The organism is Paenibacillus sp. CFBP13512, from assembly GCF_005233705.1.
GTDB classification, from domain to species: Bacteria; Bacillota; Bacilli; order Paenibacillales; family Paenibacillaceae; genus Saccharibacillus; species Saccharibacillus nuruki.
Map to the genome: position 1 here is coordinate 181,911 of NZ_QGAD01000010.1, position 22,877 is coordinate 204,787.

Genomic DNA, 22,877 nt, shown 5'->3' on the forward strand with positions numbered 1-22,877 from the left:
CGTACTCCTTTTAATGTGTATAAGTGATTACGGATGTATTGTAGCATTTAATCGGTACGTAGCGCATAAATAGGTCGTAATCGTGCAGCTTTATTGGCAGGAATAATCCCGAATAGTACACCGATCACAAATGAAAATACAAAAGAAATCGTCACCATATTCCACGCATATTGAATTGGAAATGGAGTGAACTTGCCAGCAATCCATACCAATCCAAGCCCTACACCGATACCCAGTAACCCGCCAAGAGTACTTAAAAATATCGATTCAATCATAAATTGAATCAATATATTACTCTTTTTCGCCCCGATCGCTTTGCGAATACCAATCTCACGAGTACGTTCATTTACCGATACGATCATAATATTCATAATCCCGATTCCACCCACAATCAGTGAAATACCCGCAATTCCTGCTAAAGATGCTGACATTAACGCATTGGTTTTTTCCATCGATTTGATCATTTCTTGAGCATCAAATATATCGTAAGCAGAAGAATCTTTGAATTTTTGTTCAAGGCTGTTAGCAAGCATCGCTTTGACCGTAGGAATATCTTGTTCAGTCACCGTTTTGACTTCAAACGTTTGAATACCTTTGGTCTGCAAAAAGCGTTCTGCTGTAGCCAGCGGGATCAGAATCTTCTCATCATTAGAACCCATTAAGCTAGTGCCTTTACTTTGTAACAAGCCTACAATTTTGAATGTTTCTCCATTAAGACGTATATCCTGACCGACTGGATTCTCACTGCCAAATAGAGTTGTTGCTGTAGAAGAACCAAGCACAGCTACTTTTTGCCGATATTGACTATCGATATTCAGAACGAATCGTCCCGATTGTACATGAAAATCTTTCACATGCTCATAGGCAGGGATAACACCTTCTAAGGATACATCGACATTGTTGTTACGGTACTTGGCAGTGACATTACCTGAAAGGGTAGGAGAGACACCCGATACTCCTTTGATCTTGTTGTAGGCAATCACTTCATCATACGTAAGCGAACTGGTAACTCCTCGCCCCATAACATTCACCGAAAGTAAATTGGTTCCCATATCGCCAAATTGGTCACTAATCTGACCATTAAAGCTCATCCCCACAGACACGACCAGAATAACGGAGGATACTCCAATAATAATACCTAACATGGTCAAAAAAGAACGTATTTTATTACTAATCACACTGAGCAAAGCCATACGTACACTTTGAAAAAAGATCATTCAGGATTCCTCCGATCTTCAGTCAACACCCCATTTTGAATACGAATCACTCGCTTGGCTTGATCGGCAATATCTAGATCATGGGTAATCAGAATAATCGTATGACCTTGTTGATTCAGTGTTTTAATCATTTGCATCACTTCTTTACCTGTATGGGTATCGAGTGCACCTGTCGGTTCATCTGCCAGTAGCAAAGGAGGATCGCCAGCAAGAGCACGAGCAATCGCTACACGCTGTTGCTGACCACCCGATAACTGATTCGGGCGATGATACATCCGTTCATGCAATCCAACTTGCTCTAATGCCTGACTTGCTCTTTTTTTACGTTCACGATAAGACAATCCACGATAGATCAGAGGGAGTTCTACATTTTCGATTGCCGATAACTTAGGCAACAGGTTAAAACTTTGAAAAATAAACCCGATTTTCTCGTTACGAATTTTGGCAAGGCGATTATCCGATGTTTTGCGTACATTTTGCCCATCGAGTATATATTCTCCGCTGTTTGGCAGATCAAGGCATCCGATCATATTCATTAATGTTGATTTCCCTGATCCGGAAGGGCCGATAATCGCTACAAATTCACCGTGATTCACTGTCATCGAGATATCTTGTAAAATAGGCATTCGTTGTCCTGCCATCATATAGCCATGATTCATATGATTGATCTGTATCAGTGGCTCCTGACTCATGGTGTGCCACCGCCTGTAGAAGAACTATCGCTACTATTATCAGTCGTTGTATTGCTACTGTCTGTTGACGTGTTGCTACTGCTATCTGTAGAAGAACTATCGGTCGAACTACTATCTGAAGTTGGGGTAGAACTGCTATCATCTGATCCACCCATATTAGACATCGTACTTGCTGATGCAGATGTACTCAATCCGCTCATATCACTGGATGGAATAACGACCAGATCTCCTTCTTTTAGACCACTTTTGATTTCAATTTGACTATCATCGTGTATACCGATACTTACTTTCTGCTCGGTAGTGGTATCTGGTTGTGCATTTTGCGTTCCAGCCGATACTCTAGCTTTTTGAACCACATATTGATTCCCTTGCTGAATCACCGACTCAATAGGCAACACAAGAATATTTTTTTTCTGTTCTACCAAAATCGTAGCTTGAGCTGACATTCCTGCTTTAATCTCACCCGGTTGATCAAGATGGATAGTTACACCAAAAGTAGAAACACCATTTTTGATCGCACCTTCATTCGCAATCATAGATACTTTGCCATTATAGGTTTGATCAGGAATAGCATCTAGCTGAAGGGTAGCTTTTAATCCTTGATGAATTTTGAGAACGTCTAACTCGTCAACCTGAATGGTAGCGCTCAAATCTTGATAATCAATAATGGTAAATGCTTCTGCGCCACTACTTACAGCCCCACCTGGAGAAACGCTCATTTTGGTAATCGTGCCACTGATTGGAGACAGTAATGGAGCAGGAGCGGCTTGATCTTTTTGCAAACGTGCAATTTCGGTCTCTGTGACTGTGATATCGTCTTTTCCTTTTTCAATACCTAGACGAGCACTATCAAGTTCTGTGGGTGTAGCGTTGTTCATAACAAGCTGTTTGTACTGTTCTTGCTTATCTTGTAGATCGCTTTGTTGTTGCTTGAGTGTATTGGTCTGTTGGGTGATATCTTTAGCATTATCTTTGTTTTTATACGTGAACAAGACTTGCCCTTTTTGAACACGGGTATTGATCTTAGCATTAACCTGATTAATATTACCTTCATGATCCGCATAGACGACAGTCTGACTTGTTGGTTTAATTGACCCAGCACCTTTGATCAACACGGTAATTTCTCCTTTTTGTACAGGAATAGAAGGAGTGGGTTCAACGACTATTTCTTCTTGCGACTTCGGCCAGAGAACATAACCAGTAACCGCCGAAGCGACTAAAACAATAATAATAGCTAGTGTAATCCAAATTCGTTTTTTACTATTCATAGGTTCCTCCGTTATTTAGCAGATGGATCTGTAGATTGATTTGGTTTGGTGCTAGGACTTGGATCTGATGAATCCGGTGGACTCGTTGTCGGAGGTACACTTGGATTGGTTGTTGGATTATCGACAGGTGATGATGGCTGTGTATTTACGATATTCGCTGTGTAATCGATTCTGTAGCTTTGTGTACCCAGAAGGATGCGCTCTCCTTCAAATTCATCATACACATTGATCAAGAAGCGGCCACCTTTCATTGTTTTGTATACATTGCTATTGAGTGTAGTGGAATAAGGGACTGATTTGCCTAGAGTTAAATCGGTTCCGGGTACCATCGTTTTCTCTTGCATTTGACCGGATGGATCAACCCACTGAATAATCAGATTATGCCCGTACGTACCCATATTGTAGGTATTGTCTTTGCTAAAGTTATAGGTCATATTCAAAGCGATACTTTCCTGACCTTCTGCTAATGAACCTGTTGCACCTGTAATCGCAAAGCGGTACGGGAACAACTCCATCTCACTACTTACACTAGCCACAACCGGTGGAGTCTGTTTGTTAAGCCCCAGTTCAACTGCATTGATATATCCTGTCGGTGTTGTCGTTGCAGTAGACAGTTTGCCATCATTAATCGCTTCACCTAGATATAGTGTGAGTCCAGAGGTATTGATTGAAGTCGGTAATTTGCTCCATACAGTAATCAAGTTTTTCCCATCCGGTCCGACCGATTTATCGGATTGATTCACTGTTGCTTCATAATATTCATTATTTGGTGTTTTGTAATAAGCAACGAGACGTGCAGGGGTCGAAGTACGCTTTTCTTCACTCTTCATTTCAAGTTCGGTATAAGCGATCTTTTGACTTGCGCCTTCATACATCATCGTACGTCGCTCTTTGATTTCTGCTTTTTTACCTGTAGTCTGGATATGGAAAGAAGCACCAGGAGCTATTTTGGCAATATTAGAATTAATCTGACCGACTTGAAGAGATAAAAATGGATTATCGCTATCCAGTGAATTAGTATTAGGATTCGTTATATTGGTTGTAGTACTGTTTGTATCATTGTTGGCAGTATCTACCGTAGGATAAAGTTCAATTTTTAGTTGCGATAGATCCAGATCCGCACTGAAATGACTAACCAGATAGTAAACTTTGCTTTGTCCTGCATCTAGTGAGTTATCTGCTTGTTCCGCAATGATCTGCACAGGGCTACTGATTCGATTATTTTGTGCTTTGATCGATCCGCCCAGAGTAGGTAATGTAACCGAAGAAGTACCTGCATTACGTAGACGAATTTTGGCTACTACGATATCTTCAGCTGCCCACGGCATACGTTGGAACGATTCCAGAGTCACGCCAAAGCTACCCACATTATTATCAAAGGTATATTCCGTTTGAGCCGATTGATTCTGCTCCTGACTGTAAGGAATCATATAAAAAGCAGTCGGTAAAATAATCGGACTTGATTCTTGGGTACGATCGGATACCTGCGTATTAGTCGTCGTATTGCTCGGAGTGGGGGCTGACGATTCTAACAACTGCAAAAGTAGCTGTTGCTGTTTTAATTGCGCTGGAATTTCAGCAGATAGTTGAATTTGCTTTTCTTGTAACGGTTTGAGTGCTAGATTGGTTAATGCTTTGGTATTAATTGGGAAGGTATATCCTTCTATTGTTTTTATCGATGCTTCATAAGTAGGTAAAAGGATAGCCTGATTGCCTATATTTTTGACTCTAAATTGCATCGTCCATACAGCTTTATCTCCGCTTGTAGAAATTGTCGCTTTTTTCAACTGCGTCTCAATCGTGATGCCATCGACGGTTATTTTTCGAGATGCGGATACAGGAACAGTTAGACTCGAAGGGCTTACCTTAGGTAGCTTAAACGCTACAATAGGTAGTTCGATATCCGTTGTCGTACTGGTAGTTGAAGTTTCACTTTTAGGATCCGTTTGAGCGGTATTGCTAGTGATCTGTAACGACATATTGGTCGTGTTGAGATAAGCAGGGATAGCAACGATATAACCGACACTTTTGGTATCGCCAGGTTGAATCGAGATATCACGGCTAGCGTAATCTAACTGCATTTCAAAATTAGAGCGATTAGACGATTGTAAATACGTATGGTACGGAGGACGATCTAACCCTTCTGTACTTAGATTGGTTACTTGTAAAGCTAGACGAGCATATAACTTATTATTAAAACGAACGATTTGTAACTGTTGTGGCTTGAGATTAAGTAGTAAATTACCGATCGTTACTTTTTTACTTTTTCCTTGAGCTATCGCAGGCGAATATGTCGAAGGGATCGTAAATGTACCTAGCTTTTTCTCATAATTGGAACTATTAAAATCCCAACCATACATAATGATCTGACTGCTGGCTAAAGTATTGTCTTTTTTCATATCTACATAGTATGTGATTGCTTGAGTAGACTTTGGTGAAATCGTCACTTGATCTTTCTGATCGGGAATAGGTATTCCTTTGACGGGAGAAGTATGTGTTGTTTTCACTCTAGAAAAGCTATTCATTAATTTGTATGGACTGGATGTTTGGTTAGTATAGCTCAGTGTGTAGGTTAGAATGTTACCTGTATTTTTACTAGCTAATTGGATATCTGTTACTTTCACACTCACTCCAGATTGAAGCGAGATGGAAGAAAGTGCTTTTAACGAAGCGCTCGTAAAAGTGGTGCTCTGAGTAGTCGTAAGGTGCGTGGGAGCTGCAAGTACAGGGTTATTGATCGTCTGGCTTAGTGCAACCATGCCTGCGAGTACTACTAAATATGCAGGGTATTTCTTCATATCTTGTTCCTCCTGATCTTCATCATCCCTATAAAGGTTGAATTATAGATTGATCTTAGAGGAGAAAGTTAAATTACACATAAACAAAAGCAAACTATTTCTGTACAGGAGTTAAATTAAATATAAAATTTTTATAAACTGGGAGATGGATATACATATAATTCAAAATGATGCTCAAGTAATAATCCCAATCGTTCAGCCATAAAAGAGGGAGGGTGAGGTTTCTTATTCTTGAGCCACCATTCCACTACACCTAGAATAGCCGCTCCTAAAAACTGAATATCTACATAATCGCCTTCTGTTAATTTTCGCCCTCCTTCGTCTATTATGCCTTGTTCTAATTCTTGAAGAAAAAAATCTAAGAATCGAGTACGAAAAAAAGAACTTCCTTTACTAGCTAGCATGGCAGAGAAGAATGAATACTGATTTTCAAAGTATTCGAACCATAATAATGCTGACTCCATATAAGTAGCATTCATGTCTTCTGTATTGCAAATTTCTTGCATCTCTTCAATATGTTCTTGAATCAGCTTATCTAACAAATCGAATTTGTCGGTATAATGCAAATAAATTGTTCTTCGGCTAACATCTGCTTGATCCGCAATATCTTGTATCGTAATCTGGTCAAACTTTTTGGCAATCATGAGGTCGATAATAGCTGATTTGATAGCTTTTTGCGATTTTCGTACTCTTCGATCGATCTGTACCATATCTGAAGCACCATCTTTCTTTATCTTAATACACAGTTCTAAAAAGAATGTGAACTAATACACGAAAATTATATTTTTAATCATTGTAAATGCTGTAGTTCTCTTTACTATTATACATAGTTATTCCTTAATGCACGAGTGTGCATTTTTGAACCGAATGTATTCATGTAATCACCTAAGGAGGAATATAGAAATGAAAGTTACCGTTATTGGAGCGACAGGAGCCACAGGTAAGAAAGTGGTAGAGCGTTTACTTGAATTAGATCATGAAGTTACCGCTGTCGCTCGTCGACCAGAAGTAATTGCACCTACCGAGCAACTTCATGTTTATCAGGGAGATGTGTACAATACATCTAGTATGATCCAAGCTATGATAGGTGCAGACGTAGTGATCAGTTGCATCGGCCCAGCGACTAACTTCTCATCACGTCATCCGCTGTCCAAAGGGTTCTTGAATGTTCTTGCAGCCAATTTTTCACCGGGTACTGTGATGTCAGAAGGGATACCGAATATTTTATCTGCTTGTCAGCAAGCAGGAGTTCAACGTCTAGTGATGCAAAGCGGGATTAATTTGAGTAATGGAAAAGAACTTTCGGCTGTAAATCAGAGTGCAGTACGTACTATGCGATTTATTTTCTCAAAAGCAATCAAAGACAAAACGATCGCTGAGCATGCAGTAATCGAAAGTAAGCTAGATTGGGTAATTGTACGTCCTTCTGTACTGAGTCATACCGCTAACTCTATAACGTATACAGCAGGGCCCTTAACACGTATTGCGCCACTTCGTCCTTTATCCTTTGTAGACTGCGCAGACTGTCTTGTTCGAGCAGCGACCAGTGAGCCATCATGGATCAAAAAGATCATTAATGTTGGGCAATCATAACTTACGTATTTGTTCCATAGCTAGCCTGAATTTCTTTTAAAAATGTATCTGCCGCTGTTGAAAAGATCTGATCTTTTTTCCAAACCATCACTAAACCCGTTTCAAGTCGGGGTTCAAGTGGTTTGAAGCAAAGTGGGCTCTCGCTAGACGTATTCACAATCTTATCTAACATTAAAGCGTATCCGATGCCTTCTTCTACCATAATGGCGGCATTGTAAGCAAGATTATACGTAGTCACAATATTCAATGTATCAAATAGACCCCCAAACCAATCTACAAATTCATTTTGGGTAAACGATTGCTTGATGACTTGCCTTGAGCAGATCAACGGTAAGTCTATCAGGTCGGTTGGTTGGATCGTTTTTTTCTGAGCAAGTGGACTATCTTTACGCATAACAACGCCCCAGACATCGGTAGCAGGGATATGGATGTAATTATATTTAGATATATTAACCGGTTGAATCAAAATGCCAAAATCAAGTAATCCTTTATCTAATCGTTGGGTTACATCTTCAGCATTTCCACTATAGAGGTGGTACTTGATATCAGGATAGTTCAACTGTAATTGCTTAACTCCTCGTGCAATCTGCTTCATAGCTTCTGTTTCTCCACCACCAATATACACATCACCACGTACTGTTTCTTTCATAGATTGAAATTCAGCTTCTAGTTTATCGACCATTTCTATAATTTCTTCTGCTCTTTTTCGGAGTAATATACCTTCATCTGTCAGAATCACATGATGGCTACTACGCACAAATAGTGCTTTGCCTAATTGCTGTTCCAAATCTTTCAATTGTCTGGATAACGTAGGTTGTGTCATATGTAATGATGCCGCCGCCCCTGTAATACTTCCTTCTCTTGCAATAGCCAAAAAATAACGCAACACTCTAATTTCCATACCTATTCCTCCTTTGTATATTTACATAAATAGAAATGCTTAATAAGCATATCATAGTATAAGATATGAGTATTTGCTATATATATTGAGGTTGCTACAATAAATAGCAGAGAACGAACACAGAATATTCTTAGCCGGCTAAAGCATATTCATATCATTTCAAAAATCAATCTATGTATCACTAGGAGAAAAAAATGAAAGTCACTACTAAACAGAATACATTTGGATTTGCATTGTTGTTAGCTTCATTTTCTGCATTGGGGCCATTTACTGTAGATATGTATCTATCGTCTCTACCCGAAATTATGAGCTATTTTCAAACCAATACATCGATGATTCAAACGACATTAACCGCTAGTTTATTAGGTTTGGGAATCGGTCAGTTGGTGATGGGGCCTTTGAGTGATATCTATGGACGACGTTATCCTTTATTAATTTCGATCATTCTCTATTTTATTTTTTCAATCGCTTGTGCTTTTGCGCCTAATATTGAACTGTTTATCGGTATTCGATTTGTTCAAGGGTTTGTAGCTTCGGCAGGGCTTGTTATTTCTCGTGCAATTGTACGGGATCTCTATAATGGATCAGAATTAACTAAATTCATTTCACTGTTAACGATGATTAGCAATGTTGCTCCACTTATATCACCGCTCGCTGGCAGTGGAGTGATCGCATATACTTCATGGAATCATATATTTATCGTTTTGGGGCTGTTGGGTATTGTACTTACGTTGTTAACCCTATGGGGGATAACCGAGACTTTACCTGCTTCAAAGCGTGTAGCTGGTCATTTTGGACAAGTGATTGGAAATTATAAAGAATTATTTCGTGATCGGTTATTTATGAGTTATGCACTGGGGAATGGGATTTTGTTTGCCGGAGTATTTGCTTATGTATCAGCAACTCCGTTTATTTATCAGAATATTTATGGAGTTTCTCCTATGGTATTTTCGATTCTATTTGCACTAAATGGAGTAGCGATTATGTTAGGATCGCAATTGGTAAAGTATCTGGCAGGGCATATGGCGGAACGGCGCATTTTCGCGATCGGATTGATGTCTGCTTTTGTAGCCAGTGCCGTTATTCTTGTGATGACGTTATCTTACGGGTCGTTGTTCGGATTAGTCATCGCTCTGTTTTGGTTTGGCTTTTCGATTGGATTGATAGGGCCTGTGTCATTCTCTTTGGCTATGGAATCGCAAGGTCATATCGCTGGAAGTGCTTCAGCTGTACTGGGTGTGTTACCTTTTTTATTAGGTTCATTTACTTCTCCACTGGTAGGACTTTCTGGAGAATATTCTGCCCAGCCATTCGGAATCGTTATTTTTATAGTGAGCTTATTATCTCTGATATGCTATAAAGGTTTAAATTCTGCATCTACAAGCAAAGTCATCAATAACCAGTAAAAAACAGAAAAAAATAAAGCGTGGAAGAGCAGACAATTATCTGCTTCCACGCTTTTGTTATATTACCAATTAAGACCAGCGATCAAACCAGTGAATATCGGTAATGATATCTTGCTCTAATGGAATACCATACGTTTCGTTGATCCATTTCAAGCTATTCAATTTATTTTTGACTACTTCTGCTTCTTCAGGAGACAACTGCTTATCCATGACTTTGATTACTATAAATTCACTCCAAAAATCATAAAAAATAACAGGTGCTCCTATAGCTTCTTCAACAGCTTGGAAAAAACGTCCACGAGGTTCGCTATCACCTGCCATAATTGTATCCATAAAGTCGATAGAGAAACGGATACTATGATAGTTCACTGATGCTTGAGCAGAAGAAGATTGCAACGATTGGGCTTGATCGCCTGTTGTTGCTGGACTTGATACCACTTGAGATTGATCAATATCTGCCGCAGATACCAATGTCATCGGGAGAATAGAAGCGAATAACGTAGCAGATAATAATACAGATGATAATTTTTTCATTATAAAACCTCCAGTATAAGTGTAGTTGAATTACGCAAGTCAGATCATAAAGCCATGTTCAAAGTAGTTACAACCTTTCAAACGTAAAATAGAGTTAGTATGTACTCAATTCCCCCCTTTATTTATTAATACATAGATGTTGGAATTACAAATAAATTATATAATAATTTCTTTTTCATTAATATACCTTAATTGTTAAATTATTCTTTTTATATTATAAAATAAAAAGTACTTGCTATCTTATAAAACATATTATAAAATGTTGATACATCAATCGTTGATGAATCAACAGTTTTTATTTTGATGCACATGAGATGTGAAAAAGGAGAATAAACATGAACAAAACCGCATTAGTGACAGGAGCCAATAAAGGCATTGGATTTGAAATTGCCAAACATTTATTACAAGCAGGGTACCATGTTCTGGTTGGCGCACGAGATCAGGAACGTGGAGAAACAGCTGTTCATACGCTTAAAGCATTTGGTGATGCAGAGTTGTTATTGATCGATGTCGCTGATCTGCAAAGTATTGATCGAGCTGTCGCAACGATTAATGATAACTATCCACAATTAAGTCTGCTGGTAAACAATGCCGGTATTTCAGGAGATATGCATAAAGTGGGCTGGGAATTTGAAGTGGAAGAACTTGTGACTACGCATCAAGTCGACTTTATTGGTCCATTTGCACTTTCTAAAGGATTATTACCTTTGTTAATTGCAAATAAAGGCACCATTCAAAATATCAGTATTCCTATTGAGCCATTATCATTCTTTAATGCCTTTGCTTATCAGACAGCAAAAGCTCCTTTGAATGTGATGACTAAATCATGGGGAATGAGTTTTGAGAAAGAAAATATACCGGTCGAAATTTTCGCTGTTATGCCAGGAGCCGTATCTACGGATCTAAATGGCAATATGACAGGAGATTTTGTGAAAACAACTGCTCAAGCTGCTGAGATTATCGTTAATTATGTATTAGATGATGAGAATCACAATGGACAGGTGATCAATTACGATGGGACGTTATCTGTATACTGATCTAGCTAGACCTATATTTTATAAAGATAGAACACGTACTTTTAAAAAAAAACCTCTTTCTTAGCTGAAGAAAGAGGTTTTTATCTATAGAGAAGTGCGTTAGCAAGTAAACAAGCTGTTTATAGTGAATTTACATACCTTTTAAAGGGTTATTATGTAGCTGTATTCTACATTTTTTTCATATATATAAGCATAACGATCAAGTGCTGATTTACTTGTAAAAAAGGGATTTAAGTTGTATATTGTCTAATACACTGTCTACCTGTAGTCAGCAAATATAATGATGAAAGATGGGATGGTTTTGAGGAAAGATTGGTCAGAAGAAAGTGCGTTGTTATACCAAATGTATCGTGTAAACAATGCTATCAATACTACATTCGATGCTTATATTAGTATCAGCCAATCTCGCTTTGAAATACTTGCCTTACTATATCAGGAAACTGAAATTAGCCAAAGTGATCTACAAAAAAAAGTGACGATTGATAAAGCAGCTGTTGCGAGGCATTTGAGACAGCTTGAAGATAACAAGATAGTCTCACGAAGACGCAAAGATGGAGATAATCGTATTATTTTAGTGCAATTAACTGACTATGGTAAAGAAGTTATTGAAACTTCGCAAACAGAGAAAGAGCATTTTGCAAGTGAGCTATTAACCAATATCAGTGAGACCGAATTTAATACGCTCAAAAAAGTATTAGACCAGTTAGATAAAAATGTGAAGCACATGAAAGACAATGCGTAAGAAGATATATCTAATAAATAAGGCATACGATTAGATACTAATATACAGACAAATATGGATAAAAAGTCGGTCTATACTGATCGACTTTTTTATCTTTTTGTAAAAAGAAAGATTAATTCTTGCTATTCAGGAGCGTTTATTATATATTTGTTGATACATCAACGTTGATATGTCAACAAATATAATTCTGGAGGAATAATCCTATGAATATGATCAAAGATAAAAAGAATGAACTTTTAAGTGCTTATCAATTTAGACACGCATGTAAAAACTTTAACACTGACTTAAAAATTTCAGATGATGATTTTCAGTTCATTTTAGAAACAGCAAGATTATCTCCAAGTTCCTTTGGTTTGGAACCGTGGAAATTTGTTGTAGTGCAAGAGAAAGCACTTCGTGACCAGTTAAAACCTATTGCAGGTGGTGCTCAAAGGCAGATACCGACTTCAAGTCATTTGGTTTTTATTTTAGCAAAAAGAGCAAGTGAATTAACTTTCGATTCTGAGTATGTCACTCATATGATGAGCAATATTCAACAAATGCCAGAAGAAGTCGTAACATTTGTTTCAAGCATGTATAAAATGTTCACAGAAGTTGAATTAGAAAATAATGCTCAATGGATTCACGAGTGGGCATGCAAACAAAGTTATATTGCAATGGCAAACATGATGACAGCCGCCGCTCATATTGGTATTGATTCTTGTCCAATTGAAGGAATTGATAGAGAAAAAGTAACTTCTTTATTTCACGATGAAGGCATTATAGATAAAAATGAATTTGGGGTTGCTTGTCTTGTTGCTTTTGGTTATCGCACAGAAGATCCAAAGCGTTCCAAAACAAGACAATCGTTAGAAGACATTGTGGTATGGAAATAAATTATTTTTTGTCAAAAGACGCGCTTGATCTTGATGATGCAACCAGAGAGGGCAGAATATGCTGAAAAAGTAGCGTGTTATTCTGGTCATGTTAATCGGTATCGTAGCTATATGTACGGCTGCATTATGGGCAAATGATCTATATCGTACTTCATTTAGGAGCGCTAATATAGCGCTCTTTTATGTATATGATTACAATAATGCTATATAAGGTATGTCATTTACCGAAGAAAGAGGAAATTACGATGCAACAACATTACTTAACACTACAAGCTATGGCTGATCAAGCTTCAATATCTTCTACAGAATGGGAGTGGTTTGTTCATGCTACAAGTGTGAGGTCTATTCCTAGTGGAGTGGCAATTGTTCAATCGGATGAACCTGTACAGCATGCTTATTTTTGCACACAAGGATTGTTTCGTTTGTATTACATATTACCGGATGGACGAGAATATAATGTTGCTTTTACGTTAGAAAATGATTTTGCAACCTCTTATGGAGCTATGATCACTGGATCAACTTCGAAATATACGATTCAGGCTATAGAAGATTCTATTGTCATCGAGATTCCATATTCTACTTTACAAAATCTTATGGATCGAAGCCATAATTGGGAACGATTTGTTAGAACAGCTATAGAACGACTTTATATCCGTAAAGAAGAACGTGAACGAGAATTATTATATCTATCAGCGTTAGAACGCTATCACGCTTTTTTAGTAAAATATCCAGGACTTGAGCAAAGGATACCTCAATATCATATCGCTTCTTACTTAGGCATCTCACCTGTTTCACTTAGCCGAATCCTACATGAGAATCATTAACCTATGTTAATGCAGTTTGAAATCTTGCACGTTAGACTGGTGATATAGCAACGATATAGTAAACATTACTTAGATGAGGTGAGAGAAGTATGCGACAAATGATGATTGTTTTACTGGAGTTTTATCCTTCTTGGTTAGCCTTACCACGAGAAGAGCGCCGAGAACATGCAGCAGGGTTGCAAGAAATTATCAATAAGTATCGTTCATCCACAACAGTACGTTTTTTTGATGCGGAAGCTTTACCGGGGAAAGAGTATACCGATTTTGTCGTCTGTGAGACCGAAGATATCAAGCAGTATCATTATATGTGGGAAGAAATTCGAGATTCTGAGACATACACCAAAGGATATATGAAAATAAAAGATGTGATTATGGGCTTGGAAAATGCTTTTCAATCTTATGAGCAAGAAGCATTACAAATGCATTCGGAATAACAACATCATTTTGTATGAAATGTGCTTATTTATGATTGATCTATAGCATAGGATTAAATAAAAAAGGAGTGCCTCTCCATGAGCACTCCTTTTTACGTTTACTGCAATTTTATTCCATTTATATAAAAAGATTATGATTCGCTTGCGAAGCTTCTCCCAAATAGTAACCAACGCCAACACTTTTAACATGATCCATTAACTCATCGCGGTGAATGCCCATCAGATCCATCGACATCTGGCAAGCGACCATTTCTACCCCTTGATCGACAGCACCCTGTATCAGTTCTTCTAGAGAAGGAACATTATGATGCTTCATTAGACCACGAATCATTTTAGGACCTGCACCCAACATGTTCATTTGAGATAAACGTAGCTTACGACTACTACGAGGAAGCATCATATCGAACATACGACCGATCATTGATTTGGATATCGGTTGTGGCGATTGTTTACGAATAACAGTCAATCCCCAGAACGTGAAGAACATCGTGACTTTACGTCCACTTGCAGCTGCACCATTAGCAATAATCAAAGAAGCAATCGCTTTGTCCAGATCACCACTAAAGACAACCATGGTACTCGCAGGATCGGCTTCTAAAGCATGTGCAGTTACAAGTTCAGGATTAGGTTGTACTATATTTTTACTGACCACAGCTTCAATCACACCACTGTTGCCACGCTCTAACTTGAGTAGACTCGAGCGAGACATTGTAGCCCATGCTTGGATATCTTCGTAAAATCCGGGATCAGAAGCTTGTATACGCAATGTCTGTCCATCGGGCAATTGATCCATCGATTTTTTCACTTGCATTAAAGGTCCCGGACAACTCAGACCACGTACATCGAGTTCAGCATCTATATGCATAGATTGGATAGACTTCTGTTCATTGTTAGACGATGTATTTGTGTCTACAGTCCATGTTTGTACATGGTCTTCTTTCTTGTGACTATTATTGTTGTCTGATCCTTCGGATGAAAAAGGAGTTGGCTGGAATTGAGCCATACGGTATGTTTTATAACCACCACTCAAGTTCTTCACATTGAACCCATATTGTCGCAAAATCTGTGAAGCTGTATAACCACGTAGTCCAACCTGACAGTACACCCAGATTTCTTTAGACATATCCAGTTCGCTAAGTCGTTGACGAAGTTCATCGACCGGAATAGACAATGAGCCAGGAATATGTCCATTATTATGTTCTAGTTCACTACGTACATCGAGCAGAATCGTCTGATCAGGGCGACGTTCTGCTAATTGATCATAGGTAAAGACCTGTACACGTCCAGAAACTATATTTTCAGCTGCATAACCAACCATATTAACCGGATCTTTAGCCGAAGAATAGGGCGGAGCATAACTTAATTCAAGTTCTGCCAGATCATGAATAGACCCTCTGAAATGAATAGCTGTAGCGATATCGTCGATGCGTTTGTCTACCCCTTCATAACCGATCGCTTGAGCGCCCAAAATGGTACCTTCCGGCGTAAATAGCAACTTGAGTGTAATTGCACTAGCACCGGGATAGTAAGAAGCATGGGAAGAAGGATGAACAATAACACTGTGATAGTTTATCCCAAGACGTTTTAACGTTTTCTCGTTACTCCCCGTAGAAGCAGCAGTCAATTCAAATATTTTAATAACAGATGTACCCATGGTTCCTTTATACGTAGAATTCAATCCAGCAATCCGATCAGCAACGATACGACCTTGTTTATTGGCAGGCCCTGCGAGCGGAATGGTTGTCTGATTTCCGTGAATATAGTCTTTAACCTCAATAGCATCTCCAACAGCATAGATATCCGGCAAGCTACTTTCAAGCGTTTCATTTACAAGGATATGTCCACGTGCTCCAAGAGCAATACCACTGCTTTGTAAAAAGGTAGTATCTGGTGTAACTCCGATAGCAAGAATCACTAGATCAGCATGTTGATTTTGTCCACTTTCAAGTTCAACCCCGATACCTGACTGATGGGAATGAAAGCCTATAACCCGTTGCTTGAACATTAGCTTCACACCGTTTTGCTCCATTTCCTGTGCCAGTAACACTGCCAATTCAGGATCGTACGGAGCCAGTAGCTGTGCATTACTTTCAATCATCGTTACATCTAGACCTGCTTCACGCAAGTTCTCTGCCATTTCTACACCGATAAATCCTCCACCGACGACGATAGCAGATTGTGTATCTTCAGCAGTAACTTTTTCTTTGATACGCTCAATATCCGTTACATTGCGCACCGTATAAAGGAGTGGATGATCATTGCACGGTAGATTTGGAATGAAAGGACGAGCACCCGGAGAGAGAATTAACTTATCATAACTTTCCTCATATAATCCTTTTTCAAGACTTTGGATCTGGATCGTACGTGTATGTGGATGAATAGCAACCACTTCGCTTTGTGTCCGCACATCAATTTGAAAGCGATCCGCCATTCCTTTTGGCGTTTGTACAAGCAAACGTTCACGATCAGTAATAGAACCCCCAATATAGTAAGGTAATCCACAGTTAGCAAAAGAAATATGAGGTCCTTTTTCAAACATAATAATCTCGGCGTGCTCGTCAAGTCGGCGTAAACGTGCAGCCGCCGATGCTCCTCCAGCGACACCGCCAACAATCAATACTTTTTGACTTTTTGGATTCATGATTCGCAATCTTCCTCTCCAAATAAAATATGGATGATCTGTTCAATTCGTGGATCTGCAAGCAGATAATTCACTTCTAGTCCGCTCCGCTCTGTTGTGACAATGCCTGTACTGCGAAGCTTCTGTAAATGTTGCGAAATCGTCGATTGTGGAATATCCAGACATTCTTGCATATATGAAACGTTACATTTACGTTTGCGTATCAGTCCACGCACGATACATAAGCGAATAGGGTGAGATAAAGCTTTTAATAGATTGGCAGGTTCATCAAATTGTTTTAGATCTTTTACATCAAAAGCAGTAGTATCCATATGAATTCTCCTTATATCGTTATATTAGAATAATACGATATAAGGAATGAGTAGTCAAATGTAGTTTGAAAAGAGAGATTAGGATGATAGAGGGAGGTTGTCATTGGATATGAGGTAATCAATAAAAAGGAACCCATTGTTGCAGGCTCCTTTTTGTATAAAGATTATAAATAAGAGTTACTTTTATTTTTTAATATGCCTGTTAATACATCGCTTTGTTTAACTTTTTGGATCGATAAATTCAAACTGTAATTGCCATGGACAAGTAACGCATCCAGAAAATCATTTAACTGGTCTTGCGAACTGACTTTCAATGTTAAATGATAACAACCTTCGCCAGAAATACGATGTGCTTCGATAACTTCATCCCGTTCATCAATAAAATGTATAAAAGATTTGTGATTGGCACTATTCATCGTAATAATAACAAACGCTGTATAAGCAAGACCCAGCTTGAGTTCATCCACAATCAAAGAATAAGAATGGATCACGCCGTTATCTTCAAGCTTTTTGATCCTATTGCCAACCGCTTGTCCGGTCATATGAATATGTTCTCCAAGATCTTTCCAAGGAATACGTGAGTTTTCTGCTAATATTCGAAGGATCTGATAATCCGTGTGATCAAGTTGCATATAGAAATCCTTTCATCTTGAAATGATTTATTACGAAATGGTTTCGTCAGGTTGTTTTGCGAAATCCAAATAACCTTTATCATTTGATTATACGCTAAAAGTTGTACAGAAATGAAATACCTATTTCTACAAATCTTAATATGTACTTATCGTATCTAAATAAAAGGAGTTTTATAAAATGAATATTCAATTAATCCGTAATGCTACTCTTATCGTTCAATATGCAGGCAAGAAATTTCTGGTCGATCCATTTTTATCTGAAAAGGGCACACTTCCTGCTTTTCCTAATGCCGCTAGAGAAGATCAAAAAAATCCTCTGGTTGCTTTACCTATTTCAATCGAAGAAATAATTAGCGGGGTAGATGCAGTAATTGTCACTCACTTGCATATCGATCACTGGGATGATGCAGCCAAAGAAGCTCTACCGAAAGCAATAACGCTTTTTACACAAAATGAAGAAGATGCTCAAGAAATCCAAAGAGCTGGTTTTACAAATGTTGAAGTGTTACAAACAGATACCGTATACGAAGGTATTCAATTAATCAAAACAAAAGGCGAACACGGACGTGGAGAAATTCTGAATATGGCAGGCAAAGTATGCGGTGTAGTATTCAAGCATCCCACTGAAAAAACGTTATATGTCGCTGGAGATACGGTCTGGTATGAAGAAGTTCAACAGACTATTCAGACGCATCAACCCGAAATCATTGTAGTGAACGGTGGAGACAACCAGTTTATGCAAGGCGGTTCACTGGTTATGAACAAGGAAGACATTTACAATGTATATCAAGCTACTCCAAAATCTCAAATTATCTCTGTTCATATGGAAGCCGTGAATCATTGGAATCTTTCAAGAGAAGATCTAAGAAACTTTGCCATTGAAAAAGGAATGTCTGCTAATGTTCATGTACCTAATGACGGTGAATCGTATACGTTCTGAGGCAATTCTGAGAGTGTATCGTCTAACTAATAATCAATCTAAAAATAAGAGTATCCCTTTGCGGATTGCTCTTATTTTTGTTTATTAAGCTAAATATACAGTTCACAGTCGCTATTAGATCATTTCTTCGATTGACCCTGTTTATCGAGATTATAGATACGATAGTAATATGAGTAGAAACGTAGTTAGTGAATGCAAACAAGGTAAGTTGATCGTATAAGTACCACCAATCATAGTATTTATTGATAATTTAAGAGTTTATGGGCAATCATACCCAATCATGTAGTCGAGTTACTAATGAGTGATAAAGCACGTTGGATCACTAGATAGACGATTCATGTGAATGATGTGTTTAACTGAGGATTTAGGGTTTTAACGTTAGAGATTAGATGATCATTCTTATACTGGAGTTACAAGATTATTTAAAAAAAGTGCTTCTTTCTGATGAGAGGGGTGTGTATACGATATGTCCTTCATGTGTGTACAAAAAACAAAAAAGATGATACATTGAAATCATCATAATACATGCATTGTAAGCGTTTACTAAGTAAAATATTGTCTCTTGGAAAAGGACATTTGTATGTTAGGGAGGGAATGCAATGTCGAGTCAAGCATTAGAACAATTTTTGACTGTGAATATCGAGGATCTAAAGACGAAAGGTCTATATAACGTCATTGACACGCTACAGGGTGCGAATGGGCCTGTTATTCAGATTGATGGAAAGTCTCTGATCAATTTGTCTTCTAATAACTATTTGGGACTCGCAACCGATCAGCGCCTGATTGATGCTTCAGTAAAGGCGGCGCAGACATACGGTGCTGGCGCAGGAGCTGTGCGAACCATCAATGGTACGATGGATCTGCATATTGAGCTTGAAGATAAGCTTGCGCATTTCAAAAAGACAGAAGCTGTTATCGTGTATCAATCGGGATTTAATTGTAATATGGCTGCTATATCTGCGGTAATGGATCAGTATGATGCGATTTTATCAGATGAGCTGAATCATGCTTCAATTATTGATGGCTGTCGCTTATCGAGAGCCAAGGTGATTCGATATAAGCATTCAGATATGGATGATCTAAGGCAAAAGGCGAAAGAAGTTACAGAATCAGGACAATATCATAAAATTATGGTCATCACCGATGGCGTGTTCTCTATGGATGGCGATATAGCTAAGCTACCCGAAATTGCAAAAATAGCCGAAGAATTCGATCTGATTACGTATGTGGATGATGCCCATGGCTCGGGGGTTCTAGGAGCAGGTGCAGGAACCGTCAAGCATTTCGGGTTATCCGACCGCATTGATTTTCAAATCGGTACGTTATCCAAAGCGATCGGCGTTGTTGGCGGTTATGTCGCTGGTAAGAAACAACTGATCGAATGGTTGAAGCTGAGAAGCCGTCCATTCTTATTCTCGACCTCACTACCACCGGCTGCAATCGCTGCTTGTAGCACATCAGTCGATATTTTGATGAGTGATACAGAACTGATTGAGAGGCTATGGGCGAATAGCAAGGAGTTAAAGCATGGCTTGAGTCAGCTTGGATATGATGTAGGTCAAAGCGAAACGCCGATCACCCCTTGTATCATCGGCGATGAAGTGACTACCCAGCAGTTCAGCAAGCGGCTTTATGAAGAAGGTGTCTATGCCAAGGCCATCGTATTCCCAACTGTTCCAAAAGGAACTGGCAGAATACGTAATATGCCAACGGCTGTCCATACGAAGGAAATGCTAGATCAGGTGATCTCTGTTTATGAGAAAGTCGGTAAGGAAATGAAACTGATCTAGATGCATACGTGGGAGTCTACTTCGGGAGGAATGTCTGATGAAAAAGATATTGGTAACGGGAGCACTCGGTCAGATCGGTTCAGAGTTAGTGATGAAGTTACGTGAGCTATATGGTTCGGATCACGTTGTTGCTACAGATCTCAAGTCATCTACCCACGAAATCACTCGCTCTGGACCATTCGAGCTGCTAGATGTGACGAATGATAAGGTGATGTTCGAAATCGCCAAGCGATATGAAGTCGATACTGTCATTCATTTGGCTGCATTGCTTTCAGCAACGGCAGAGGAGAAGCCTTTGCTTGCCTGGAATCTGAATATGGGCGGATTGATGAATGCACTTGAGGTATCTAGAGAGCTCGGTTGCCAATTCTTCACACCTAGCTCGATCGGAGCTTTTGGTCCTTCGACTCCAAGAGATAATACCCCACAGGATACCATCCAGAGACCAAATACGATGTACGGTGTGAATAAGGTATCGGGTGAACTGCTGTGTGATTATTATTTTCATAAATATGGCCTGGATACAAGAGGATTACGCTTCCCCGGCTTAATTTCTTATATGACACCTCCCGGTGGAGGAACAACCGATTATGCAGTAGAAATATATTACGCAGCCGTGACGGCTGGAAGGTATACATCATATATTGCGAAGGATTCGAATATGGACATGATGTATATGCCAGATGCGCTAGACGCTATCATTGATTTAATGGAAGCGGACTCAGGTCGGTTAGTACATCGGAACTCATTTAATGTCACCGCAATGAGTGTTGATCCAGAGGCAATCGCTGAGGCGATTCGAGAGGAGATTCCTGGCTTCGTCCTTGATTATAATGTGGACCCCAAGAGACAAGCGATCGCAGATAGTTGGCCGCATTCTATTGATGCAACGGCAGCTACAAGAGAATGGGGATTTCATGCCCGCTATGACTTGAAGGCGATGACGAAAGATATGCTATCCAAGCTGAGTGAGAGATATATGCTTCGTAAGGCTTAGAGCTTTGTGAAGCATATGTTCTAATCTAATGTGTTGAGAAAATGTTCGCTTTCTTCGAAAACAATCTGTTTTTTGGGCTTAATGTCAGAATATAAGCAGAGTTGGGATAGACAATGTATGTTTTGTTAGGGTTGGAAATTTTCTCGTAAATCATAGTGGTGCTTTTTACGTATAAGATATTCTTCACAAAAATGTCACGTCAAACGCTGATTAATCAGTATTTGACGTGACATTTTTTAAAATTAGTACATTTAAAGGAAAAAAGGGTAATAGCATTAGAGAACTAAAGTTAGAAACGATTCATTTCTAGTTTAAATGGCAAAAAAGCGAGGTTATCCTTATGTTCACGTTCACCCGTATGGCTGCAAGGTTACTTCGTCTTCTCCCCAATCAGGCGAAAAAGATGCCCATGCTCCCCTTCGAGCCAGTGAAGGAAAAAAAAGAGATGAAAGTAGAGACATCTGTAAAACTCACGGATATTTCCTTCTACTATCCCTCGGAATCCAAACTGAAAAAACTCCCGTTGTATATTAATTTTCACGGGGGAGCGTTCATCATGCACGAAAAGGAGATGGACGATCCGTACTGTCGTTATCTGGCCAACCGGACAGCATGCATCATTGCGAATGTGGAGTATGCAAAAGCGCCGGAGTACCCTTTTCCCAACGCACTCGAACAAGTCTATGAAGTATTTCGGTGGATCCAGAGCAGAGCCGACGATTTGAACATTGACACGGAAAAAATGATGGTCGGCGGACAAAGTTCAGGAGCCAATCTGGCCGCTGCGCTCTGTCTCTATTTGGAGGAAAAAAAGGAAAAGCAACCGTTGCTTCAAGTGCTGTCATGCCCGATGCTGGATTTTGCGACTCCGCATGCCAACAAGCCGGAAACTGACAAATGGCGGGCACGATATCCCCAGGCCGCTCACTTTTTGAACATGTGCTACGTCCCGGAAAAAGGTCAAGCCGAACATCCTTTTGCTTCTCCGGTTCGCGCTGTCGTAAGCGACCATTTGGCACCTGCCCTTATTCTCATCGCAGAATATGATGCTTTCAGGCCGGAAGCGGAATGTTATGCAGAGAAATTAAAGAAAGCTGGGGTACATATTGAGGAAAAAGTATTCAAAGACTGCAAGCACGCTTTTACCCAACTGGGTCCAAAAGAAAAAGCGGAGGAAGCCTGGGAAATGATTGCACGTAAAATCAGAGAAACGGCGAATGAGCGGTATGCAGAATAAAGTAAGAC

21 protein-coding genes are annotated in these 22,877 nt (G+C 39.2%); 11 read left to right on the forward strand and 10 right to left on the reverse strand.

From position 1 onward, the window contains the following. Positions 1-47 precede the first annotated feature (47 nt). From PaeCFBP13512_RS15575 to PaeCFBP13512_RS15595, 5 genes are all read right to left on the reverse strand, one after another. On the reverse strand, positions 48-1,217 hold the full coding sequence (locus tag PaeCFBP13512_RS15575; protein WP_137224279.1) for an ABC transporter permease: 1,170 nt from the start codon (positions 1,215-1,217) through the stop codon (positions 48-50). Next, the gene (locus PaeCFBP13512_RS15580; RefSeq protein WP_137224280.1) at positions 1,214-1,909 is read right to left on the reverse strand and encodes an ABC transporter ATP-binding protein; all 696 of its coding nucleotides are present in this window, start codon (positions 1,907-1,909) and stop codon (positions 1,214-1,216) included. Before PaeCFBP13512_RS15580 ends, PaeCFBP13512_RS15575 begins: the two co-directional genes overlap by 4 nt. After that, complete coding sequence (locus tag PaeCFBP13512_RS15585; RefSeq protein ID WP_137224282.1) at positions 1,906-3,177, reverse strand: efflux RND transporter periplasmic adaptor subunit; 1,272 nt, start codon at positions 3,175-3,177, stop codon at positions 1,906-1,908. Before PaeCFBP13512_RS15585 ends, PaeCFBP13512_RS15580 begins: the two co-directional genes overlap by 4 nt. A gap of 11 nt (positions 3,178-3,188) precedes the next feature. Beyond that, positions 3,189-5,975, reverse strand: coding sequence for a hypothetical protein (locus tag PaeCFBP13512_RS15590; protein WP_137224284.1), 2,787 nt, complete (start codon positions 5,973-5,975; stop codon positions 3,189-3,191). A 131-nt stretch (positions 5,976-6,106) separates the two neighbouring features. Continuing rightward, positions 6,107-6,685, reverse strand: coding sequence for a TetR/AcrR family transcriptional regulator (locus tag PaeCFBP13512_RS15595; protein WP_137224286.1), 579 nt, complete (start codon positions 6,683-6,685; stop codon positions 6,107-6,109). A 193-nt stretch (positions 6,686-6,878) separates the two neighbouring features. Here PaeCFBP13512_RS15595 and PaeCFBP13512_RS15600 point away from each other — a divergent pair, with 193 nt between their 5' ends. Then, positions 6,879-7,568: an NAD(P)-dependent oxidoreductase gene (locus PaeCFBP13512_RS15600; protein ID WP_137224288.1), complete on the forward strand. Its 690-nt coding sequence runs from the start codon at positions 6,879-6,881 to the stop codon at positions 7,566-7,568. 1 nt (position 7,569) lies between these two features. Here the strand turns inward: PaeCFBP13512_RS15600 and PaeCFBP13512_RS15605 are convergent, their stop codons facing one another. Continuing rightward, positions 7,570-8,469, reverse strand: a complete 900-nt coding sequence (locus PaeCFBP13512_RS15605) for a LysR family transcriptional regulator (RefSeq protein ID WP_137224290.1) — start codon at positions 8,467-8,469, stop codon at positions 7,570-7,572. Positions 8,470-8,663: 194 nt separating this feature from the next. On the opposite strand from PaeCFBP13512_RS15605, the gene PaeCFBP13512_RS15610 reads away from it, so the two are divergent. Next, on the forward strand, positions 8,664-9,875 hold the full coding sequence (locus PaeCFBP13512_RS15610) for a multidrug effflux MFS transporter (protein ID WP_137224293.1): 1,212 nt from the start codon (positions 8,664-8,666) through the stop codon (positions 9,873-9,875). Between the two features lie 69 nt (positions 9,876-9,944). On the opposite strand, the gene PaeCFBP13512_RS15615 is transcribed toward PaeCFBP13512_RS15610, so the two are convergent. Then, positions 9,945-10,409, reverse strand: a complete 465-nt coding sequence (locus PaeCFBP13512_RS15615) for a hypothetical protein (RefSeq protein ID WP_137224297.1) — start codon at positions 10,407-10,409, stop codon at positions 9,945-9,947. 335 nt (positions 10,410-10,744) lie between these two features. Here PaeCFBP13512_RS15615 and PaeCFBP13512_RS15620 point away from each other — a divergent pair, with 335 nt between their 5' ends. The 5 genes from PaeCFBP13512_RS15620 to PaeCFBP13512_RS15640 all read left to right on the forward strand — a co-directional run bounded on the left by PaeCFBP13512_RS15620 (position 10,745) and on the right by PaeCFBP13512_RS15640 (position 14,321). Further along, entirely contained in the window at positions 10,745-11,446 is a 702-nt protein-coding gene (locus PaeCFBP13512_RS15620) for an SDR family NAD(P)-dependent oxidoreductase (RefSeq protein ID WP_137224300.1), read from the forward strand. A 280-nt stretch (positions 11,447-11,726) separates the two neighbouring features. Continuing rightward, positions 11,727-12,188, forward strand: coding sequence for a MarR family winged helix-turn-helix transcriptional regulator (locus PaeCFBP13512_RS15625; protein ID WP_241669401.1), 462 nt, complete (start codon positions 11,727-11,729; stop codon positions 12,186-12,188). Between the two features lie 203 nt (positions 12,189-12,391). Beyond that, positions 12,392-13,063, forward strand: a complete 672-nt coding sequence (locus tag PaeCFBP13512_RS15630; protein ID WP_206665607.1) for an NAD(P)H-dependent oxidoreductase — start codon at positions 12,392-12,394, stop codon at positions 13,061-13,063. A gap of 245 nt (positions 13,064-13,308) precedes the next feature. Beyond that, complete coding sequence (locus tag PaeCFBP13512_RS15635) at positions 13,309-13,887, forward strand: Crp/Fnr family transcriptional regulator (protein ID WP_137224305.1); 579 nt, start codon at positions 13,309-13,311, stop codon at positions 13,885-13,887. An 89-nt stretch (positions 13,888-13,976) separates the two neighbouring features. Next, entirely contained in the window at positions 13,977-14,321 is a 345-nt protein-coding gene (locus PaeCFBP13512_RS15640; RefSeq protein WP_137224308.1) for a darcynin family protein, read from the forward strand. Positions 14,322-14,439: 118 nt separating this feature from the next. On the opposite strand, the gene PaeCFBP13512_RS15645 is transcribed toward PaeCFBP13512_RS15640, so the two are convergent. The 3 genes from PaeCFBP13512_RS15645 to PaeCFBP13512_RS15655 all read right to left on the reverse strand — a co-directional run bounded on the left by PaeCFBP13512_RS15645 (position 14,440) and on the right by PaeCFBP13512_RS15655 (position 17,905). Further along, on the reverse strand, positions 14,440-16,962 hold the full coding sequence (locus PaeCFBP13512_RS15645; protein WP_137224310.1) for an FAD-dependent oxidoreductase: 2,523 nt from the start codon (positions 16,960-16,962) through the stop codon (positions 14,440-14,442). Continuing rightward, positions 16,959-17,273: an ArsR/SmtB family transcription factor gene (locus tag PaeCFBP13512_RS15650; protein WP_069327564.1), complete on the reverse strand. Its 315-nt coding sequence runs from the start codon at positions 17,271-17,273 to the stop codon at positions 16,959-16,961. The genes PaeCFBP13512_RS15645 and PaeCFBP13512_RS15650 overlap by 4 nt, the downstream gene beginning before the upstream one ends. Positions 17,274-17,437: 164 nt before the next feature. Beyond that, the gene (locus PaeCFBP13512_RS15655) at positions 17,438-17,905 is read right to left on the reverse strand and encodes an Lrp/AsnC family transcriptional regulator (RefSeq protein ID WP_137224314.1); all 468 of its coding nucleotides are present in this window, start codon (positions 17,903-17,905) and stop codon (positions 17,438-17,440) included. Positions 17,906-18,083: 178 nt separating this feature from the next. Here PaeCFBP13512_RS15655 and PaeCFBP13512_RS15660 point away from each other — a divergent pair, with 178 nt between their 5' ends. From PaeCFBP13512_RS15660 to PaeCFBP13512_RS15675, 4 genes are all read left to right on the forward strand, one after another. Continuing rightward, a complete protein-coding gene (locus PaeCFBP13512_RS15660) occupies positions 18,084-18,845 on the forward strand; it encodes an MBL fold metallo-hydrolase (RefSeq protein WP_137224317.1) in 762 nt (253 codons plus the stop codon). Between the two features lie 599 nt (positions 18,846-19,444). Beyond that, entirely contained in the window at positions 19,445-20,635 is a 1,191-nt protein-coding gene (locus tag PaeCFBP13512_RS15665) for a glycine C-acetyltransferase (protein ID WP_137224320.1), read from the forward strand. A gap of 37 nt (positions 20,636-20,672) precedes the next feature. Further along, a complete protein-coding gene (locus PaeCFBP13512_RS15670; protein WP_137224322.1) occupies positions 20,673-21,632 on the forward strand; it encodes an L-threonine 3-dehydrogenase in 960 nt (319 codons plus the stop codon). Between the two features lie 358 nt (positions 21,633-21,990). After that, a complete protein-coding gene (locus tag PaeCFBP13512_RS15675) occupies positions 21,991-22,869 on the forward strand; it encodes an alpha/beta hydrolase (RefSeq protein ID WP_342671985.1) in 879 nt (292 codons plus the stop codon). The last annotated feature ends 8 nt before the right edge of the window (positions 22,870-22,877 follow it).

Excerpts from the sequence above, each read along its gene's own strand:
- PaeCFBP13512_RS15575 (WP_137224279.1), bottom strand. The coding sequence starts at position 1,217 with ATGATCTTTTTTCAAAGTGTACGTATGGCTTTGCTCAGTGTGATTAGT.
- PaeCFBP13512_RS15675 (WP_342671985.1), top strand. The coding sequence starts at position 21,991 with ATGGCTGCAAGGTTACTTCGTCTTCTCCCCAATCAGGCGAAAAAGATG.
- PaeCFBP13512_RS15635 (WP_137224305.1), top strand. The coding sequence starts at position 13,309 with ATGCAACAACATTACTTAACACTACAAGCTATGGCTGATCAAGCTTCA.
- PaeCFBP13512_RS15600 (WP_137224288.1), top strand. The coding sequence starts at position 6,879 with ATGAAAGTTACCGTTATTGGAGCGACAGGAGCCACAGGTAAGAAAGTG.
- PaeCFBP13512_RS15665 (WP_137224320.1), top strand. The coding sequence starts at position 19,445 with ATGTCGAGTCAAGCATTAGAACAATTTTTGACTGTGAATATCGAGGAT.
- PaeCFBP13512_RS15670 (WP_137224322.1), top strand. The coding sequence starts at position 20,673 with ATGAAAAAGATATTGGTAACGGGAGCACTCGGTCAGATCGGTTCAGAG.
- PaeCFBP13512_RS15580 (WP_137224280.1), bottom strand. The coding sequence starts at position 1,909 with ATGAGTCAGGAGCCACTGATACAGATCAATCATATGAATCATGGCTAT.
- PaeCFBP13512_RS15640 (WP_137224308.1), top strand. The coding sequence starts at position 13,977 with ATGCGACAAATGATGATTGTTTTACTGGAGTTTTATCCTTCTTGGTTA.
- PaeCFBP13512_RS15585 (WP_137224282.1), bottom strand. The coding sequence starts at position 3,177 with ATGAATAGTAAAAAACGAATTTGGATTACACTAGCTATTATTATTGTT.
- PaeCFBP13512_RS15595 (WP_137224286.1), bottom strand. The coding sequence starts at position 6,685 with ATGGTACAGATCGATCGAAGAGTACGAAAATCGCAAAAAGCTATCAAA.
- PaeCFBP13512_RS15660 (WP_137224317.1), top strand. The coding sequence starts at position 18,084 with ATGAATATTCAATTAATCCGTAATGCTACTCTTATCGTTCAATATGCA.
- PaeCFBP13512_RS15615 (WP_137224297.1), bottom strand. The coding sequence starts at position 10,409 with ATGAAAAAATTATCATCTGTATTATTATCTGCTACGTTATTCGCTTCT.
- PaeCFBP13512_RS15625 (WP_241669401.1), top strand. The coding sequence starts at position 11,727 with ATGATGAAAGATGGGATGGTTTTGAGGAAAGATTGGTCAGAAGAAAGT.
- PaeCFBP13512_RS15610 (WP_137224293.1), top strand. The coding sequence starts at position 8,664 with ATGAAAGTCACTACTAAACAGAATACATTTGGATTTGCATTGTTGTTA.
- PaeCFBP13512_RS15605 (WP_137224290.1), bottom strand. The coding sequence starts at position 8,469 with ATGGAAATTAGAGTGTTGCGTTATTTTTTGGCTATTGCAAGAGAAGGA.
- PaeCFBP13512_RS15650 (WP_069327564.1), bottom strand. The coding sequence starts at position 17,273 with ATGGATACTACTGCTTTTGATGTAAAAGATCTAAAACAATTTGATGAA.
- PaeCFBP13512_RS15645 (WP_137224310.1), bottom strand. The coding sequence starts at position 16,962 with ATGAATCCAAAAAGTCAAAAAGTATTGATTGTTGGCGGTGTCGCTGGA.
- PaeCFBP13512_RS15590 (WP_137224284.1), bottom strand. The coding sequence starts at position 5,975 with ATGAAGAAATACCCTGCATATTTAGTAGTACTCGCAGGCATGGTTGCA.
- PaeCFBP13512_RS15655 (WP_137224314.1), bottom strand. The coding sequence starts at position 17,905 with ATGCAACTTGATCACACGGATTATCAGATCCTTCGAATATTAGCAGAA.
- PaeCFBP13512_RS15620 (WP_137224300.1), top strand. The coding sequence starts at position 10,745 with ATGAACAAAACCGCATTAGTGACAGGAGCCAATAAAGGCATTGGATTT.
- PaeCFBP13512_RS15630 (WP_206665607.1), top strand. The coding sequence starts at position 12,392 with ATGAATATGATCAAAGATAAAAAGAATGAACTTTTAAGTGCTTATCAA.